The following is an 18,717-nucleotide window of genomic DNA, read 5'->3' on the forward strand; positions in this document are numbered from 1 at the left end:
TACGGATTTTAGCCCTTAACTTTTATATGTGGAAAAGGTTTACCGGACAGCAATAGTCAAGATTGTCTTGACTATCTATCTTGTTCATCCTCCGACACAGAAAATCTTATCATGTTAAGGCTTCGAAAATTTGCAGATAGAATATTGAAAATTCATGACACAATTTCGGATAAAAAGTATAAAATAAAGCGGAAAAGCACATATAAAAGGTAAGATTACAACCAGCAGTAAATCAATTAGTTATAAAATCGTGCAAGAAAAGGTGCTTAGTAAGGTTTCAAAAGGGCGTTAGTAAGACCTCAAAAGAGCACCTTTTGCAAGTTAATTGGGCGTCATTTCAAAGCCCAAAGAGCATATATTAGCTTTGAGTTGCATGAAAATAATTTACTAACATCGCTTTATAAGGGGGATAAGTTATTTGTAGAAGACAAAAACATATTTATCCCAATAAGCCTAATTTTTTCAAGAAAAGAAAGTAAAATAACAACAAGCAAATAGAAACAATGCACAATAAACATATTTTCTTTTATTTCTTAAGAGAATAAAAACATCTTATATTGTTTGTTTTTCCTAAAAATTATATATATCTTTGCCCTAATTGTAGAGAAAACAAGCTACATCATAGCACAAAATAAAATAGTATTTTAGATTATATATCAGAACTATAATATTATTAATTATTCATAATGAGTTATTAGATTAGATATCTTTATAACAATTCAAAGATTAGACAAATTTGACAACAAATAAGATTGTCAAATAAAAATATTTATAGATTCTAATAAGTAGCATGGTAACCTTTCGCTACTAACAAAAATATAAGAAAGTATGGATACATCTAAAGAAATCTTGAACAACCCTTTCGTCAACAAGGGAACAGCCTTTAGTATGGCTGAACGTAAGAAGTTAAATCTTGTAGGACTACTCCCTCCAGTTGTACAGACACTTGAAGAGCAGATAGAAAGAACATATCTGCAATATCAGAAAAAGGTAAATAATCTGGAGAAACGTGTATATTTGATGACACTTTTCAATACCAACCGTACTCTATTTTATGCACTTATGGCGCAGCACATCGAGGAATTCATGCCGATTGTTTATGATCCAGTTGTCGCAGATGCTATTCGTCAATACGACGAATTATTCATGAAACCACAAGATGCAGGATTCCTCTCTATCGACCATCCAGAAGATATCGAGAAGTCATTGCGCAACGCTTCAGAAGGAAGAGATATAAAACTCATTGTGGTTACTGATGCCGAGGCTATATTGGGTATAGGTGACTGGGGAGTTAATGGTATTGCCATTGCCATTGGAAAACTGATGGTTTATACCGCAGCAGCGGGTATTAACCCTAATGAGGTATTGCCATTAGTACTTGACGTGGGAACTGATAATAAACAGTTGCTCGACAATCCTCTTTATTTAGGCAATCGTCATGAACGTGTTCGTGGTAAAAAATATCATGAATTTGTAGACAAGTTTGTTGAAACAGCAGAACGTCTCTTTCCAAATTTATACCTTCATTGGGAGGACTTTGGTCGTCCTAATGCAGCAGCCATTCTCGAACGCTACCAGAATAAAATTACAACATTTAACGATGATATACAGGGAACAGGCATAGTTTCTTTGGCTGCTATTCTCGGTGCACTGAACATTTCAAAACAGAAATTTACTGACCAACGTGTGATGGTGTTTGGTGCAGGAACAGCAGGCGCAGGTATTGCACATCAGATTTACGAAGAATTTATGCAACAAGGACTATCTTCTGATGAAGCAAAGCAACATATTTATTTAGTAGACAAACAGGGATTGCTCACTGATGACATGACTGACTTGACAGAAGGACAGCAGTTCTTTACACGCTCAGTAAATGACTTCCAGAAGCCTCTACCTACTTTGCGCTCAGCAGTTAGCGCCATTAAACCTACTATATTAATAGGAACTTCTACACATCCAGGAGCTTTTACAGAAGAAATTGTGAAAGAAATGGCTGCACATACAGAACGCCCTATCATCTTCCCGTTGTCAAACCCAACAGAACTTGCTGAAGCAAAAGCTTCTGACCTGATAGAATGGACTGATGGACGTGCGCTCATCGCTACTGGTATCCCAAGTTCACCTGTAGATTATAAAGGGGTAACTTACGCTATCGGGCAAGCTAATAACGCTCTGATGTATCCTGGATTAGGACTGGGAGTGATAGCCTCTACGGCAAAATTAGTAGATCAATCACTCTTATCAGCAGCAGCACATGCTTTAGGCGGAATTGTGGATGCATCACAACCTGGCGCAGCAGTGCTCCCTCCTGTGAACAAAATTACTTCTTTTTCACAGCATCTTGCCGAGGTAGTAGCACAACATGCCATTGACCATCAGAATACAAGAGAGAATATTACAGATGCACATGCTGCTGTAGAGCATATAAAATGGTATCCTCGTTATGAATAGATGGAAAGTACAAGTAATTTTGTAATGCTAAAGATTGCTATCCGATAAAACTTAAATTATATAGAAATCCTTGCAGAATTACCTTTATATAGAGGTAATTCTGCAAGGATTTTTTTAAATGATTACCAAATAGTAATAGTTTTATATAAACATTTTTATAGCGTTTCTACGAATAAAAAAACAGATATTCGTTTTGAACTTTATAAAATAAAATCTATCTTTGTTCACGAAAACAGACTCTTCTAACATCAACAACAATCATAATATGAAAAGTAAAATCCTATCATTAGCCATTATCATTGCAATTACAGTAATTGCATTATATTGTGTACTGAGTGGACCTGACACTATTATCCTACATTGGAACATTGGTGGAGGAGCAGAAAGCTATGGTTCTAAGTATCTTATACTGGCACTTCCAGTTATTTCATTTATCGTATTTTTACTGATTGTCAACCAAGAAAAGCATCCATACGACACAAGTCTTGTGAGCGAAAAAAATCGAAAGAACAGGAATCCTAAAGCTCTTTGTGATATAATGCCAATCCTATTGTTGGCTATATTGTATATTACAGCATGTTCTGTCCAAATAATTTCTATGTCATCATTAGTACCATTCTCTCTTATTATTATTGCTATAATTCTATTTAACTATAAATTGCGCAAGTCAAGAAAGCAATAAAAACGACCTTATTTATTTTGCATTTTGCTTGATTTAATGTATCTTTGTAGCTATGAATGCACAAGAAGCACAGAACATTAAATGGAGTGAGAACATCATCATTGTGGATGGTGATTATATAGACCATGTCGCTTTCGACCTCATTGTCAACTTTGAGCGAATGCTGAACCGTCGTATTCCCGCTGCTGATTTCAGCCAGTGGGTTGTAAACATTGCCCTTGATGGACGTTTGAAGCCAGGAAATCACGAAACACAGGTGGTTCTTTTACATGATAAGAAGAATCCAAAACTTGAGAATTTTGCCCCAGCCGATTATCTGAAAGAACTGAATGGGCAAGCATTCAAGGATTCACAGCTTGGCGAATTTATTATCAATGCTATTGCTACAGGTGATGAAGTAGCCAAGAAAGACGATGTTCTTCTCGACCTTCTAAAGACAATTCTTAATCATGAAGAGGTTAAACGTATTATGGTTGTGTCAAACGCTGAGGACAGCCAATTGATGAGTACACTTCGTTCTACGCTTCGCGATGTAGATGATGAGCTAAAACATATTACCTTGTTTGCAATGCAACCACTCGAAGGGGGTAATTTCAAACAGCAAATTTTGGGTTACTCGCTTCTTAATGCAATGGGTATATCCGCTTCAGAGATTGAAAGTAAGATTAAGTAAGACATAAAAATAAAGTAATAATAATAAAATAAGAATTCTCAAAATAACATTCCATAGCTCCCTTCTTTGGAGTGGAGAATAGAATGGGAATACAGAGAATTAAATTGAACTATGGGAAAAGTTTTAATGATTGGCGCAGGTGGCGTAGCTACTGTAGCCGCTTTTAAGATTGTCCAGAATCAGGACGTGTTTACGGAGTTCATGATTGCCAGCCGTCGTAAGGAGAAATGTGACGAACTGGTTAAGGCAATTCATGATAAGGGCTACAAGGCTGATATCAAGACTGCACAGGTTGATGCAGACGATGTTGAGCAGTTGAAAGAACTCTTCAATTCATTCAAGCCTGAGCTGGTTATCAATCTTGCACTACCCTATCAGGACCTCACTATCATGGATGCCTGCTTAGCTTGCGGTTGCAACTATCTTGACACCGCTAACTATGAGCCAAAGGATGAGGCACACTTCGAGTATAGCTGGCAGTGGGCTTACAAGGATAAGTTCGAGAAGGCAGGATTGACAGCTATCCTCGGTTGTGGTTTCGACCCTGGAGTGTCACAGGCTTATACTGCATACGCAGCAAAGCATCACTTTGATGAGATTCACTATCTTGATATTGTTGACTGTAACGCAGGTAACCACCACAAGGCGTTTGCAACTAACTTCAACCCAGAAATCAATATCCGTGAGATTACCCAGAAGGGACTTTACTACGAGAATGGCGAGTGGATTGAGACAGAGCCTTTGGTAGTACATCAAGATATTACCTATCCAAACATCGGTCCTCGTGACTCATACTTGATGCACCACGAAGAGCTGGAGTCATTAGTCAAGAACTATCCTACAATCAAACGCGCTCGCTTCTGGATGACTTTTGGTCAGCAGTACCTCACTTACCTCGATTGTATTCAGAATCTTGGTATGAGTCGTATCGATGAGATTGAGTATGAAGCACCATTGGCAGATGGGTCTGGCAAGACAGTTAAGGTTAATATCGTTCCTTTGCAGTTCTTGAAGGCTGTGTTGCCTAACCCACAGGACCTCGGCGAGAACTATGATGGTGAGACCTCTATCGGCTGCCGTATCCGTGGTATCAAGGATGGTAAGGAACAGACTTATTATATCTATAACAACTGTAAGCATCAGGATGCCTATAACGAAACAGGTATGCAGGGCGTAAGCTATACGACAGGCGTACCAGCAATGGCTGGTGCAATGATGTTCTTCAAGGGACTTTGGAGAAAACCAGGTGTATGGAACGTGGAAGACTTCGACCCAGATCCATTCTTGGAGGTACTCAATAAGCAGGGCTTACCTTGGCACGAAGTGTTTGGTGGTGATTTAGAACTATAAGAAGATGGCTTGCTCTTTGGACTTTATTGAATTTGTCAGTAGTCAGATAGCTACTGCAGGGACTGTAAGATACAGGAAGATGTTCGGTGAATACATGATTTATGTTGACGAAAAGCCTGTTATCATAGTTTGTGACAATATACCTTATGTCAAAGAACACGAGGCAATTAAGTCAATGATGCTATCTGCCGAACGTGGCTTCCCTTATGAAGGAGCCAAGGAACACTATGTTTTAGATGTTTCAAGATCTGATTTTGCAGTCAGGGTTGTTAAGACCTTAGCAGAGGTTTTACCCTATCCAAAGAGCAGAAAGAAGAATAAATAGTATTTTATCAATCAAAAACAAGATAATAGTATATGGCAAAAGAAGATACAGGTACGACATCGGCAGCTGAAGGAAAACTGAAAGCCTTGCAGGCTGCAATGTCTAAGATAGAAAAAGACTTTGGTAAAGGGTCCATCATGCGTATGGGCGACGAGCAAATAGAGAACGTAGAAGTAATCCCAACGGGTAGCGTTGCACTTGACACAGCACTCGGTGTGGGCGGTTATCCACGTGGTAGAATCATTGAGATTTATGGTCCAGAAAGTTCTGGTAAGACTACATTGGCTATCCATGCCATTGCTGAAGCACAGAAGCAGGGCGGTATTGCAGCCTTCATTGATGCAGAACACGCCTTCGACCGTTTCTATGCAGAGAAGTTAGGTGTGGATGTTGATAATCTTTGGGTTTCACAGCCAGACAATGGTGAGCAGGCTTTAGAGATTGCAGACCAGCTGATTCGCTCTTCTGCTATTGACATTCTCGTTGTCGACTCAGTTGCAGCTTTGACTCCAAAGAAGGAGATTGAGGGTGACATGGGTGACTCTGCCGTAGGTCTGCAAGCACGACTGATGAGTCAGGCATTACGTAAGCTCACCTCCACTATCTCAAAGACCAATACTTGCTGCATCTTCATCAACCAGTTACGTGAGAAGATTGGTGTCATGTTTGGTAATCCAGAGACAACAACGGGTGGTAACGCACTGAAGTTCTACAGCTCTGTACGTCTCGATATCCGCCGTGTTACTTCTATCAAGGATGGCGATCAGGTTATTGGTAATCAGGTTCGTGTGAAGATAGTAAAGAACAAGGTTGCTCCTCCTTTCCGTAAGGCAGAGTTCGAGATTACCTTCGGTGAGGGTATTTCAAAGATTGGCGAGATTGTTGACTTGGGTGTTCAGTATGGTATCATTCAGAAGAGCGGTAGCTGGTTTAGCTACAATGGAACCAAACTCGCACAAGGCCGTGATGCTACAAAAACAATGATCAAGGATAATCCAGAACTTGCAGAAGAACTGGAGGGCTTGATTAAAAATGCTATCATTGAGCAGACAAAGTAAAAAACACCAACCTATGGTAACTTGAATGTAACTCTTTCATACAAGTACATTCCTGATACCATAGGTTTTTATCTATATTATATGTTTAAGAATAGTTTACCGTCATTTTAACATTTGATTATAACAGACTTATAATCAACACATTAACGTTTAATTCCGCATGACAGGAATGACAGCAAACACAAAATCTTAAACCTATATTCATAAGTATTGATAAAGTGAGGGATGCACTTCAGCCTGTGCATCCCTCACTTTTATTATCAGATCCTGATAGAGAGAGAATCCTCTTACTCATTATCCATTTAGAAAGAGGCTGTCATTGTTGCGCTTTCTCCCACTCTTTCTCTATATCTTCTATTGTTATTCCTAATAGTTTCATCTCACGAAAGACAGAGGGAAGAGACTGCATAAGGAAACTATTGCGCCTTGCAGTTATAATTTGCTCACGTGCACCAGCTGAAACAAAGTAGCCAAGTCCACGCCGATTGTATATAATCTCCTCACGAGAGAGTAGCTCATAGGCCTTCACTGCAGTGTTCGTATTCACCTGCAGCATAACGGCATACTCTCGGACAGACGGTATTCGGTCGTCAGCTTTATATGTTCCAGCTATAATCTCATCGCAAAGGCGATCAGCCATTTGCTCATAGATAGCCTTATTATTTTCGAAATTCATAAGCCTTACTATTTAATCCACGCCGTGTTAAATATTTCTCCATCGGTTGTTAATAACCTGCAGGTGTGTGAAAATCTTGTAGGAAGACCAGAACATCAATAGGCTTACTCCAATCGAGATAAGAGAAGCATAAGGATTCTCTATAAAAACAACCTCATAGTCTGTACTTTCGTAAAGGAATATCTTTAAAAGGAAGAAACCTATTATAGAAAGAATAATCACAGTTAAATAACTAACTGTCGTCTTCAGCCAAGCTAACTTGCGGAAAAGTAAACCTCCAAAGATAGCAATTGAATAACTCATAAGTGTTGACAGAACCTTATCCCATAGGAGCGAATCTCCTATAGACGAATTGCTGTCAAAGTAGGCTACAACCATAGAAAAACTTTCTTCGGGTGCAATAAGCATTGAAATCAACAGCTGTAATCCATCTGCAACAATAAAAGATGCACAAATAGCTAATGGATAAATCACTGCAACCAATAGCACACGTGCAACAAACTTCTCAAGATTAGTAGCTGGCAGCATCAATTCATTGATACGTTGCTGACGCCCTTCAAGGTCTTGAATGAAAAATGTACCTAATACGAAGAAGACAATTGGAGAAAAAATCCCAATAAAATCTACAACTTCTGAAACGAATGACTTGTAACCTATATCATCCATAGACTTTCCAGAAAACATAGGTGTAGTGAACTTTGCAAGAACTAAGAATATGATAAGAAAAGTAATAAAGATTACACTTCTCTTGCGCTGGCTTATCACCAAGAGTCTACTCATTACATTACCGAAACGGTCTAAATCAAACTGTGCCATAATTTATATCCTCCTAAATTCTATTTTATTCTTGTTGTTTTATCTTTAATAACGGCTCCCTTCTCTGTAACCATGGTCAAGGGTAAGCACGTTGTTCCCGTAGTATTGATCTTTGGTTCACCCTTCGCAGAGATAATTGCCGTATCAGTTCGATAGAAATTTACACCTAAGCCTACTTCTCCATAGGTATCAAAGATTACCTTTTTAGCAGTTAGGCTTTTAACATCAATAGCCCCCAAACCCACCATAGAGACTTCCAACTGATTGATATTCATCTTATTTATCTTCAGATTACCACCTAAAGGAGCATCAATGCTGAGCTTATCAAGTTTAAAAGAATCTGAAAGAATAACAGTAGCAGAATTGTTCCAACTTAGCTTTGAGAGTGTTGGCGTAGTGATATAAATATCAATACTTTGAGTTACCCTATCTGAAGGTTTCAAATCAAAAAAGCCTATATGCTGAATCAGGTTTTTCATGTCAATTACCAGTCTATTCTGTGGATTGACAAAACTTAATACATCAAGTCGCTTCTCCTCTCCTTTAAACTTTAAGCTATACTTCTTACCTTGTGATATATAAACAGTACCAGCTCCACGGATGTCTATCGTGTCAAATGAATCAACAGAAGCCTCCTCTGTCACCATCCTTCCGTAGTCTTTTTTTCGGATGTAGCAAGAATTTAAAGCAAGTAAGCAAGCTACAGAGATTAGGCTGATATTAATGATTTTTGCAAATGTTGTCTTCATAATGATATTCCTCCTTCTTTTATTTTAGTTTACCTGTTGTTGCAGCATTGAACAACAATTCAAGGTTAATAGTTGTCTCGCTATCTCCCTCCTGACGTCGAGCAATCACATTATTGCCCTGAATCGAAGGCTCCGCGTAGAGTACGTCATCTCCCATCTCATTGGTTTGGCGAATACCGAAGGTGTATTTAGCTGTGATTTCCTCAGTTGATGCGTTCATAAGGATTTGTGAGTTGTCAAGTATAATAATGTGGTCAAGCAACTGCTCAACGTCGTGCACCTGATGGGTAGAGATAATCAGCGATGAATCTTCTGCCATATTGCCAGCAACTACCTTACGGAAAAGAGCCTTTGAAGGAATATCGAGTCCGTTAGTAGGCTCATCCATCAGAAGAAGACGACAACCAGTAGCAAGTGCAAAACTCATATACACCTTCTTTTTCTGTCCCATAGAGAGTTGCTTAAAGTCGAGATCAGAGGACATTTCAAAGTCTGACAAGCACTTTTCAAGAACCTCCTCGCTAAATCGAGGGTAGAAGTCTTCGTGAATCTTAGCATACTTACTGAGTGACATGTTGGGCAAGTCATACTCCTCAGGTACAATATACAGTTCCTCTAACATTTCTGGATAACGGCATGAAGCGGTGTAACCATCAACGATAACACTACCCTTCTTCGGTTTCAGAAGTCCAGCTATAAGGTATAGCAGCGTACTCTTTCCCATACCATTCTTGCCTAAGAGACCGTAAATTCGGTTCTCATTGAGTTGTAGATTCAGTCCCTCAAACACGTTATGCTTACTTTTTGGGTAACTGAAAGTCAGTTCATTTACTTGAATCATAAGGCTTTTCTTTTTAATAGATTGTTTTCTTTGATTGCATTTTTTATTCTCATTTTTTTAACCTAAAGTGTACTACTATAATAGTACACTGCAAATGTAAGACTAAAAATCAATACTTGCAAGTATTTTAGTAAAAAAGTGATGAAAAGATAATCATTTTCTTATGACAGGCCTCAACTTAACAATCATGCTCTTTAGGTTTTCTAAGAAAAAAGATAGCCATATATAAATAAGGTATAAATGGAATAGAGTGACAATGACAAAGCACATTTTGTAATAAATTTATCATTGCTTCATTTTCAATTCATGCTTAATAGCATTTGAATTAAGCCTTAATTGGCTTTCAAAAGACGCCCTTTTGGAGTCTAACTAACGCCCTTTAAGAAGCCAATTAAGCATCTTTTAAAATGCAACTTTATAACCATCAGAATACAAGGAAGTTACAAAGGCAACATAAAACACACTTTTATACATTTCAAAAGGCTTAAAAGCAACTAATTATGTAAAGATATTTCGCACCTTAAAGGATAAATACATTCTTTCAAAGAATAAGCCATTAACCACATGCAAAATCTCCAAAAGCAAATAAAAGACAGCTTTTAGGTGAAGTCTTTAATGAAAAGCACCTATTAAATAACAAGAAAATAGTAACTTTGTAAACATAAACAATTTACCGCAAAGTGTGAAACTCAGCAGGTAGATGCTACCCTTCCCATATATTCTTAACCGACGATTTGGGACGGAAAGTTCTCTTGTACTCATTAGAAAAGGGAGTAAATGAGGGAGAGACGTAACTATCATAAATAGCATTAAATTCAAAACAACAATAAATGAACCATATATTCCTCAAAACAATCATACTTTCTCTGTCCCTATTGGCAGTTGCATGCAAAGGAGAGAAACAGAAGAGAGATTTCTCAACATTAGACAAACCCTTTGTAGAATCCTATAACAACAATAGGTCTGACGACACTAATACATCAAAGGGAAAGAAGAATGCGAACCATAAAAACACATTTGAAGTAAAACAAGGCTTAGAAATTCCTATCGGTAAAGCCAATATTCCGTCTCTCATACTCTATCGTGAGGGCTATACAACATCGTATAACGCAGAAACACGTACACCTAATTGGGTAGCATGGCACCTGACAGCAGCTCACACAAACGGACCTATTAAGCGCAAGGGTATCACCTTCCAAGCAGACGAAGAGATACCAGCACCACGTGTTGACACTTATGATTATATGCGTTCTGGCTACGATCGAGGACACATGTGTCCTGCTGGTGACAACCATTGGAGCCAAAAAGCAATGGAACAGAGTTTCCTAATGACGAATATTTGTCCACAAGTACCAGCCTTGAACAGTGGTTTGTGGAATACAGTAGAAAAGCTCTGTCGCACATGGGCAGAGCAATATGGTGATGTATATATTGTCTGTGGACCTATCTATTTCAATCGAAAGCATAAGACAATTGGTAAGAATAAAGTGCAAGTGCCAGAAGCTTTCTTCAAAGTTGTCCTCCGACTGAAAGACGAACCGAAGGCTATTGGTTTTATCTGTAGGAACGCATCGGCTAAAGGACACAAGAAGACTGACTACGTCAATACAGTTGACGAGGTAGAACGCATCACTGGAATAGACTTCTTCTCACAACTTCCTGATAACATTGAACAGGTAATAGAAAGCCAAGCTAATATAAAAGAGTGGTATTAATAAGGAGTTAAAGACTTTAAGCGATGGTAAATGAAGAACTAAAGTATAGGATTTTACAGAACTTCGGATTTGCTCCTACTGCCGACCAGCTACATGCCGTAGAGGTCTTTGCACGCTTTATGACCGACCGTGATGAGCGTGCTGTAATGATTCTCAGAGGTAGTGCTGGTACGGGTAAGACCTCCTTAGCAGGTGCAATCGTACGTACAATGCAGGAATTACGACAGAAGGTTACACTTTTGGCACCAACTGGTCGTGCCGCAAAAGTATTCTCACTGAATGCCAACCAGCCTGCAGCAACGATTCATCGCTCTATCTATCGGGAAAAAGCATTTACAGGACTTGATGGAAAGTTTAATCTGAATGTCAATCTCTTTCATGACCGTTTATTTATGGTTGATGAAGCATCTATGATTAGTTTGTCATCAAACAATAGCACTTTCGGTAGCGGTTGCCTACTTGACGACCTTATCCAATATGTCTATAACGACCATAATTGCCGTATGTTGCTTGTTGGTGACAAGGCACAGCTCCCTCCTGTAGGTGAAGAAGAGAGTCCTGCACTACGTTCAGATGTTCTCCGTGCTTATGGACTGACGGTCTATGAGTGTGATTTAAACGAGGTTCTTCGTCAGAGTCAAGACTCAGGCATTCTCTATAACGCCACCGTTATTCGCCAAATGATAACCCATGATGAGGTAACGCAACTACCAAAGATTCGTTTCAATGGCTTTGCTGACATCTCCATCGTACCAGGTGATGAACTTATCGAACGACTGGCCTCCAGCTATTCTGAGGTTGGAATAGATGAAACAATGGTTATCACACGCTCCAACAAACGTGCTAATGTATTCAATCAAGGTATTCGAAACATGGTTCTTGGACGTGAGGAAGAACTGACAACAGGCGACATGTTGATGGTCGTGAAGAATAAGTATAAGAACAGTCCACCCCCATCACCTTCCCTCAATGGCAGCCTCAACAATGCTACAAATAATGTAAACAGCCTTACTACACAAGCGACAAGACAGGTTACGCAACTCCCTTCAGGAGGTGGAAAGGAGACAGAAAAACCTGCACTAACCTTCATTGCCAACGGCGACCGCGCTGTTGTGCGTCGTGTTCGCAATGTCCGCGAGTTCTATGGGTTCCGCTTTGCCGATGTATCACTGGAGTTTCCCGACTATAATAACGCTGAAGAGGAGATGACAGTTATCCTTGATGCACTGATGACGGAAGCCCCTGCCTTGACTCAAGAGCAGAACGAACAACTCTTCCAACATGTGTTGGAGGATTATGAAGACATCCCTCTAAAGGCAGACCGCATGAAAAAGGTGCGCGAAGATGAGTATTATAACGCCCTACAGGTAAAGTTCGGTTATGCTATCACCTGTCACAAAGCACAAGGCGGACAGTGGGCACACATCTATCTTGACCAAGGATATATGACAGATGAGATGCTCACACCCGACTATATCCATTGGCTTTACACCGCTTTCACTCGTGCTACTGAACATCTCTACCTTGTCAATTGGCCCAAAACGCAAGTAGAATAAGCATTTGTAGCCGAAGTTTTAATCTCATTACATGGATAATAAACATTTCCATAAGACCTAAACAGCATAATGGTGTGCATCATCTACAGAGGCTATTGACACAGAGTACATCTATGATGCAAAAGGAATATACAGCTCTTTTATCTTTATAATAAAACAATCTGGACTTAGCCTGAGTTGGTTTCATTTGTTCCTCCAAGCCTTTCCACATGATTAAACCCGATTTAACAATCAGAAGACACTTATCATAGACGCTTACAGAAAACATTCTAATATGTATCTATCTATCGATTACCACACCTCCCACTGCCCTCTTTTAGAATTGTGTTGATGCCCAGCACATGTGGTGCGCATGCCCCGCACCATTGGTGCGAAGGCTTAACACCAGTAGTGTTGAACGCTTAATACAAGACGCTATGTTGTCAACAAGAAAACAAAATACCATTAGCATATATGAATACGACCATTAACAAATAACAATTGCTTGCTTAAACCAAAATCATTCAACCATACTCTTTTATAGTTAAAACATGCTAAAAATAAACCAACTAAACGAAATTATACTTATCTTTGGCAAATATAGTAGTTAAATTTTTTATTCACTAAAGCTTAAAAAGATTATGAAGAAAGTATTTATTATGGCTATTGCTGTAGCAGCAATGACCCTCGCAAGTTGTAACAACGGTAAGACTAATGCGCCAAAGGCTAATGCAGACTCAGACACAACAGAGTCAGTTGCAACTGATTCAGCAACAACTGCAGCAGCTCCAGCCTCAGCAGATCAGCTCATCGAGCAACTCAACGAGAAAGTAAAGGCTAAGGACGATAAGGGTGTAGCTGCATTGCTTACAGCAGCACAGACCAAAATGGCTGAATTGGCACAGAAAGATCCAAAAGAAGCACAGGCTTATGTTGCAAAACTTCAGCAGTGGATGCAGAGCAACTCTGAGAATATTAAGGCTGCCTTGAAGTCTTCTGGTAATGAAGCTGCCGCTAACGCAGTAGGTGCTGCTATCGATGCTGCATCAAAGGCTGACCCAAAGGCTATTACTGAAGGCATGTCAAAGGCTAAGGAAGCTATGCAATCAGCATCACCTGAGCAGGTAGAAGCTGCTAAGAAGGCTGCCAAGGAAGCTGCAGAAAAGATGCAGGGCAAGTCTGGTGAGGCTGCACAGAAGGCAATGAAAGACTTAGGTCTTTAATATCACCTACCCCACTTCCTTCACAGCTTGAAGGAAGTGGGAGATTATTCAAGCCGATACGATAAAGAAATCATCCAAGAGAAACACACTATCTCAAATAGTTTTCGTATCTTCGCACTATGATTAAGATTGAAGATGCACAAAAGAAGCAGGCTACAGTAATAGCCCGTTTGATTATGGAGGCTATGAACCACGAGTGTTGTCAGTGGTTTGCAGGTCCTAACCACACCTTAGAAGACTTTCATCTGCTAATGACAAGATTAGTGGAGCGTGAAGACTCGCAATACTCCTATCTTAATACACTTGTAGCAATAACAGAAACAAATAAGATTGTTGGTATCTGCGTCAGCTACGATGGAGCTAAACTTAGAGAGCTAAGAAAGGCTTTCATTAAAGGAGCTTTGGAGGCTTTCGGTCGTGACTTTTCTGATATGGAGGACGAGACAACAGCTGGTGAACTATATATTGACTCACTTTGTGTTGACAAGTCTTTTCGTAGACGAGGGCTTGCTAAGCAGCTACTTGAAGCTACAATAGAGAAAGGAAGAAAGATGAACCTCCCTACAGGATTACTTGTTGAGACAGGAAACCCTCAGGCAGAACGACTTTATCACCATGTAGGATTCGTATATATGGGTGATAATCAATGGGGAGGTCATAAGATGAAGCACCTACAAAAGTCACTCTAAAATCACCTTTCAACAGGTGGTAAGCATTATGCTGTAAGTAGAAAAGTACACCTTTATTTGCCTATCTCTCACCTTTGTCGTATCTTTGCATATGCAATAGGTTCATTACTATCATGATTAAAAAGGGAAAGCGGTGTAATTCCGCTACTGTCCCGCAGCTGTAAGTTGTCTCTCATTGGTAAGCTGATACCACTGGTGAATATAAAACTGGGAAGGTGCTTACCTACATTGGATAACAAGTCAGAAGACCTGCCATTGCAAGTCATTGCATCCCTCGAGGAAGGGCACTGCATAGAACCATTTGATTACAGAATGAGATATGAGGCAATTGGCTTCTTTCTTGCTATTATTGTGCCCGCTCGGTGCGATAGCACAGACTATTGAATCTGACACAACACAAACCATAGAAGAGGTTGTGGTCAATGGCTTTCGCATTTCTGGAAATGTATTGGCAAGTTCGCCAGTACAGACACTTTCACATGCTGATATGGAACGACTTGGCATCCACGATATGGGCGATGCCTTGAAACGCTTTGCTGGCGTGCAAGTGAAAGACTATGGTGGTGTAGGCGGTATGAAGACGGTTAACATCCGTGGACTTGGAGCTGGTCATACGGGAGTCGTTTATGATGGTGTTCAGGTGGGTGACTGTCAAAGCGGACAAGTAGACCTATCTCGCTTTACTCTCGATAATATCTCACTCATCAGTCTTCAAATTGGTCAAGACGACAATATTTATCAGAGTGCAAAGTCATATGCTTCTGCGGGAATGATTAATATTAGTACACTGCAAGGCTATACAGACCGTAATAGCGAATCAACAAGAAAGAAGACTCAGCTCGCGACAACCATCCGAACAGGTAGTTATGGTCTGTTCTCACCTTCCCTACTCTTCCACCAGCAGTTTTCACGCCTTGGTATTGGGGCATACGGAAGCTATGAAAGGGCTGATGGCGTTTACGCTTTCAAGTTGAAAAATGGTGTCAAGACTATCAATGAACGACGTAACAATAGTGACATTGAGACTTGGAGAGGAGAAATTAACCTTGATTATCAGCTCAGTGACAAGCAAATACTGAAGTGGAAGGCATACGGTTTCACCTCTCATCGAGGCTTACCGGGTGCAGTCATCTACGATAACACCTACTCTGCTGAGCGATTAGTTGACAAGAATGTCTTCACACAACTATTCTATGAGAACCAATTTAGCCAGCGTATCAAGTTGAAAGCAGCTGCTAAATGGAATTATTCATGGTCACGCTATTCAGATGTGCCTGCCAGTGGCTATAAAGAAGACATCTACAGACAGCAGGAAGCATATCTAACAGCAACCTTATGGAACGAGCCTTTACAAGGGCTTCACCTCTCTTTGGCACAAGACTATGCACATAATCACCTTTCAATGTCGCTTTCACAGGCTGCAAACCCTACACGTAACTCCCTATGGACAGCATTGGCAGCAAACTATTGCATAGGTCAATTCACATTCAACACATCACTTCTTGCAACGAATATAACGGAACAAGTAAGACTCGGTAATGCCTCTGACGGCTTCCATCGTCTTTCGCCAGCCTTCAGTTTACAATGGAGAGCCTTACAAGACCTTCGTTTCCGCTTTGGATATAAGGATATCTTCCGCACGCCAACACTCAATGAACTTTACTATACAGGCATTGGCAATCGTCGATTAAACCCAGAGAAGTCACGTCTATGGAATCTTGGTGCAACCTATTCTCACACCTTCAATCACACCCTTCAGCTTTCGTTGACGGCAGATGGATACTTCGGTAATGTCACAGATAAGATTATTGCAGTACCAAAGATGTTCTACTGGCAAATGATGAATGCTGGTAAGGTGCGACAATTAGGGCTTGACATCTCCGCTAACGCCGAGAAACGATGGGGAAAAGACTGGACCCTCAGTGTGACAGGAAGCTATAGTATGCTCAATGCAACCGATAGAACTAATCCAACCGATATTTACTATGGACACCAGATAGCTTATACTCCACGCCATTCGGGCTCAATCAGTTCGCTGCTACATACCCCGTGGCTGGACTTAAGCTATAATCTACTGTTAATGGGTGAACGTTATTCATTGGGATATAATATTCCTAATAACCGTATGGCAGCCTTTACTGACCATAGTATCACGATTTCAAAGAATATAAACTTCCTCAAACAGGAACTGCATCTACAGTTTGACTTACGCAACCTTGGTAATAAAAACTATGAGGTTGTACGCTTTTATCCTATGCCAGGAACAAACTGGCGACTCTCAGTAAGTTGGAAACTCTGAGGAAAAAGTGGCAAAAAAGCAAAAGAGGAATGTGCAAAAATAATAAGAAAGAGAACAAAACAAGATAACAATAAATTATAAACAAAACAACAAGAAAAAATGAAAAAGAATCTTCTTACACTTGGTGTTATTCTTATGTCAGCGCTTACATTTACGGCTTGTAGTGATGACAACGACTTTACTTACACACAGCCAGCAGTATCTAACACAGATGTATATGTTGCTTGTGCTGGTAACTGGAATCAAAACGATGGTACAGTGGGTATTCTCGACTATAACAGCGAGTCACGCCCAACTGCACCATACATCTACAGTGATGCTTATAGAACTCAGAATGGTAACGGAATCGGTGACGCACAAGACTTGATAGTCTTTGGCACTAAGCTTGTCGTTACTTGTACAACATCTTCAAAGGTTGAAGTTTTGGATCGAATGGGTAAGAAAGAACTAACAATTAAGTTGCACAATGCCAGCCCACGCTATTTGGCATCAGATGGTAATTATGTTTACTTCTCTGCTTACAATGGTAAGGTATACAAGATGAACCCTAACAACCCAGTACAACCGTTGGTTGACTCTGTAGAAGTAGGCGATCACCCAGAGGCACTTTCTGTTGCTAATGGTAAACTTTATGCAAACATCTCAGGTTATGGTAATGGAAATACTGTAGCTGTTGTTGACTGTAACTCATTTAAGAAGACAAAGACACTTACAGTAGGTAAAAATCCTTATAACCAGAGTATTGCTGTTGGTAATGATGTTTACTTTGTATCAATGTTCAACAATGATGATGCGCTTGTACAGAAGATTAATGCTAAAAACGATGAGGTTAGAAAGCTCTTCAAGGCAAGTTCAATTGCATACAGTGCTAAGAAGAACGCACTCGTATGCCTATATGCTACCTACTATGATACGAATAAGCGTTTCTTTATCTATGATCTCGCAACTGGAAAGGAAACCGATCTTGATATGACAGGCCTCAAGAATCCTTCACAGGTTAATGTTGACCGTTATGGTAACATCTATGTTATAGATACCCCAAGCTATACAGCACCAAGTGAAGTATTCTATTACTCTCCAGAGGGCAAACTCATTCAGGGAAAAATTGTAGTTGGATATAGCGCACAGAACGTTCGCTTTGCCAACTAAGATAAACTATACAGCTTGACTTAATAACTTAAGTAAAGCGTCAAACTCATCATAAAGTTTTATACAAAACACAGACACTATAAGGTCAAGGCTGTATAAAACTCGCTATAAACGATAAATAGGAGGTGCATGACTTGTGCATCTCCTATAATTTTATCGTAGTAAAACACGATAATAGTTCTTTCCACCTTACAAATAACAGATTGATTTCAAAGCTATAAACCATCCTAATAATTGGTGTTAAGCCTGCGCACCATTAGTGGTAAGCCTGCTCACAATATGTGCTGAGCCTCTACACAATGATAAAGAAAGGGAAGAAAGCTTAATGATAGATTTCCTTTCATATAGAGAAATAAGCATAATGATAAGGCATGCTTTCAATGTAAAAGATAACCCTTAACACTATTCACCAAAGACAATTCTGTATTTGTAATTATTGCTGTCCGGTAAAACTCAAATAACATATAAATCCTTGCGGAATTGTCT

The 18,717-nt window shown here is 39.8% G+C and carries 16 protein-coding genes and 1 riboswitch; of the genes, 12 read left to right on the forward strand and 4 right to left on the reverse strand.

Translation table 11 applies throughout. The annotated features are described in order from the left end of the window. The first annotated feature begins 828 nt into the window (after positions 1-828). From HMPREF1505_RS04510 to recA, 6 genes are all read left to right on the forward strand, one after another. Positions 829-2,451, forward strand: a complete 1,623-nt coding sequence (locus tag HMPREF1505_RS04510; RefSeq protein WP_036923168.1) for a malolactic enzyme — start codon at positions 829-831, stop codon at positions 2,449-2,451. A 265-nt stretch (positions 2,452-2,716) separates the two neighbouring features. Beyond that, the gene (locus HMPREF1505_RS04515; RefSeq protein ID WP_231480336.1) at positions 2,717-3,133 is read left to right on the forward strand and encodes a DUF1648 domain-containing protein; all 417 of its coding nucleotides are present in this window, start codon (positions 2,717-2,719) and stop codon (positions 3,131-3,133) included. A gap of 52 nt (positions 3,134-3,185) precedes the next feature. Beyond that, entirely contained in the window at positions 3,186-3,806 is a 621-nt protein-coding gene (locus HMPREF1505_RS04520) for a DUF6621 family protein (RefSeq protein ID WP_036923173.1), read from the forward strand. Positions 3,807-3,917: 111 nt separating this feature from the next. Further along, positions 3,918-5,156, forward strand: a complete 1,239-nt coding sequence (locus HMPREF1505_RS04525; protein ID WP_036923175.1) for a saccharopine dehydrogenase family protein — start codon at positions 3,918-3,920, stop codon at positions 5,154-5,156. 4 nt (positions 5,157-5,160) lie between these two features. After that, complete coding sequence (locus HMPREF1505_RS04530) at positions 5,161-5,481, forward strand: TfoX/Sxy family protein (RefSeq protein WP_036923178.1); 321 nt, start codon at positions 5,161-5,163, stop codon at positions 5,479-5,481. 32 nt (positions 5,482-5,513) lie between these two features. After that, positions 5,514-6,539 carry a recombinase RecA gene (gene recA / locus HMPREF1505_RS04535; protein WP_036923181.1) on the forward strand — a complete coding sequence of 342 codons (1,026 nt, stop codon included), beginning with the start codon at positions 5,514-5,516 and terminating at the stop codon, positions 6,537-6,539. Between the two features lie 316 nt (positions 6,540-6,855). On the opposite strand, the gene HMPREF1505_RS04540 is transcribed toward recA, so the two are convergent. The 4 genes from HMPREF1505_RS04540 to HMPREF1505_RS04555 are packed head-to-tail and all read right to left on the reverse strand — an operon-like array spanning position 6,856 to position 9,621. Further along, complete coding sequence (locus HMPREF1505_RS04540; RefSeq protein ID WP_036923184.1) at positions 6,856-7,215, reverse strand: GntR family transcriptional regulator; 360 nt, start codon at positions 7,213-7,215, stop codon at positions 6,856-6,858. 27 nt (positions 7,216-7,242) lie between these two features. Next, positions 7,243-8,031, reverse strand: coding sequence for a hypothetical protein (locus HMPREF1505_RS04545; RefSeq protein WP_036923186.1), 789 nt, complete (start codon positions 8,029-8,031; stop codon positions 7,243-7,245). Between the two features lie 20 nt (positions 8,032-8,051). Beyond that, on the reverse strand, positions 8,052-8,780 hold the full coding sequence (locus tag HMPREF1505_RS04550; protein ID WP_036923188.1) for a GIN domain-containing protein: 729 nt from the start codon (positions 8,778-8,780) through the stop codon (positions 8,052-8,054). A gap of 19 nt (positions 8,781-8,799) precedes the next feature. Then, a complete protein-coding gene (locus tag HMPREF1505_RS04555; protein WP_036923191.1) occupies positions 8,800-9,621 on the reverse strand; it encodes an ATP-binding cassette domain-containing protein in 822 nt (273 codons plus the stop codon). An 830-nt stretch (positions 9,622-10,451) separates the two neighbouring features. Between HMPREF1505_RS04555 and HMPREF1505_RS04560 the strand changes: the two genes are divergently transcribed. The 6 genes from HMPREF1505_RS04560 (at position 10,452) to HMPREF1505_RS04585 (ending at position 18,231) form a co-directional block, all read left to right on the forward strand. Next, entirely contained in the window at positions 10,452-11,336 is an 885-nt protein-coding gene (locus tag HMPREF1505_RS04560) for a DNA/RNA non-specific endonuclease (RefSeq protein WP_036923194.1), read from the forward strand. A gap of 23 nt (positions 11,337-11,359) precedes the next feature. Then, positions 11,360-12,892, forward strand: coding sequence for an ATP-dependent RecD-like DNA helicase (locus HMPREF1505_RS04565; protein WP_036923197.1), 1,533 nt, complete (start codon positions 11,360-11,362; stop codon positions 12,890-12,892). Between the two features lie 620 nt (positions 12,893-13,512). Further along, entirely contained in the window at positions 13,513-14,094 is a 582-nt protein-coding gene (locus tag HMPREF1505_RS04570) for a hypothetical protein (RefSeq protein ID WP_004360202.1), read from the forward strand. Positions 14,095-14,213: 119 nt separating this feature from the next. After that, a complete protein-coding gene (locus tag HMPREF1505_RS04575) occupies positions 14,214-14,783 on the forward strand; it encodes a GNAT family N-acetyltransferase (protein WP_036923200.1) in 570 nt (189 codons plus the stop codon). Positions 14,784-14,864: 81 nt separating this feature from the next. Then, positions 14,865-15,055, forward strand: a riboswitch (cobalamin riboswitch). Positions 15,056-15,102: 47 nt separating this feature from the next. Then, positions 15,103-17,082 carry a TonB-dependent siderophore receptor gene (locus HMPREF1505_RS04580; RefSeq protein ID WP_036923203.1) on the forward strand — a complete coding sequence of 660 codons (1,980 nt, stop codon included), beginning with the start codon at positions 15,103-15,105 and terminating at the stop codon, positions 17,080-17,082. A gap of 99 nt (positions 17,083-17,181) precedes the next feature. Continuing rightward, positions 17,182-18,231: a YncE family protein gene (locus tag HMPREF1505_RS04585; RefSeq protein WP_036923206.1), complete on the forward strand. Its 1,050-nt coding sequence runs from the start codon at positions 17,182-17,184 to the stop codon at positions 18,229-18,231. Positions 18,232-18,717 lie beyond the last annotated feature (486 nt).

Source organism: Prevotella sp. ICM33 (genome assembly GCF_000517825.1).
GTDB lineage: Bacteria > Bacteroidota > Bacteroidia > Bacteroidales > Bacteroidaceae > Prevotella > Prevotella melaninogenica.

What these genes read in the sequence shown, in the direction of transcription:
- HMPREF1505_RS04530 (WP_036923178.1), top strand. Translation starts at nt 5,161, where the DNA reads ATGGCTTGCTCTTTGGACTTTATTGAATTTGTCAGTAGTCAGATAGCT.
- HMPREF1505_RS04565 (WP_036923197.1), top strand. Translation starts at nt 11,360, where the DNA reads ATGGTAAATGAAGAACTAAAGTATAGGATTTTACAGAACTTCGGATTT.
- recA (WP_036923181.1), top strand. Translation starts at nt 5,514, where the DNA reads ATGGCAAAAGAAGATACAGGTACGACATCGGCAGCTGAAGGAAAACTG.
- HMPREF1505_RS04525 (WP_036923175.1), top strand. Translation starts at nt 3,918, where the DNA reads ATGGGAAAAGTTTTAATGATTGGCGCAGGTGGCGTAGCTACTGTAGCC.
- HMPREF1505_RS04585 (WP_036923206.1), top strand. Translation starts at nt 17,182, where the DNA reads ATGAAAAAGAATCTTCTTACACTTGGTGTTATTCTTATGTCAGCGCTT.
- HMPREF1505_RS04560 (WP_036923194.1), top strand. Translation starts at nt 10,452, where the DNA reads ATGAACCATATATTCCTCAAAACAATCATACTTTCTCTGTCCCTATTG.
- HMPREF1505_RS04515 (WP_231480336.1), top strand. Translation starts at nt 2,717, where the DNA reads ATGAAAAGTAAAATCCTATCATTAGCCATTATCATTGCAATTACAGTA.
- HMPREF1505_RS04580 (WP_036923203.1), top strand. Translation starts at nt 15,103, where the DNA reads ATGAGGCAATTGGCTTCTTTCTTGCTATTATTGTGCCCGCTCGGTGCG.
- HMPREF1505_RS04575 (WP_036923200.1), top strand. Translation starts at nt 14,214, where the DNA reads ATGATTAAGATTGAAGATGCACAAAAGAAGCAGGCTACAGTAATAGCC.
- HMPREF1505_RS04540 (WP_036923184.1), bottom strand. Translation starts at nt 7,215, where the DNA reads ATGAATTTCGAAAATAATAAGGCTATCTATGAGCAAATGGCTGATCGC.
- HMPREF1505_RS04510 (WP_036923168.1), top strand. Translation starts at nt 829, where the DNA reads ATGGATACATCTAAAGAAATCTTGAACAACCCTTTCGTCAACAAGGGA.
- HMPREF1505_RS04555 (WP_036923191.1), bottom strand. Translation starts at nt 9,621, where the DNA reads ATGATTCAAGTAAATGAACTGACTTTCAGTTACCCAAAAAGTAAGCAT.
- HMPREF1505_RS04570 (WP_004360202.1), top strand. Translation starts at nt 13,513, where the DNA reads ATGAAGAAAGTATTTATTATGGCTATTGCTGTAGCAGCAATGACCCTC.
- HMPREF1505_RS04550 (WP_036923188.1), bottom strand. Translation starts at nt 8,780, where the DNA reads ATGAAGACAACATTTGCAAAAATCATTAATATCAGCCTAATCTCTGTA.
- HMPREF1505_RS04520 (WP_036923173.1), top strand. Translation starts at nt 3,186, where the DNA reads ATGAATGCACAAGAAGCACAGAACATTAAATGGAGTGAGAACATCATC.
- HMPREF1505_RS04545 (WP_036923186.1), bottom strand. Translation starts at nt 8,031, where the DNA reads ATGGCACAGTTTGATTTAGACCGTTTCGGTAATGTAATGAGTAGACTC.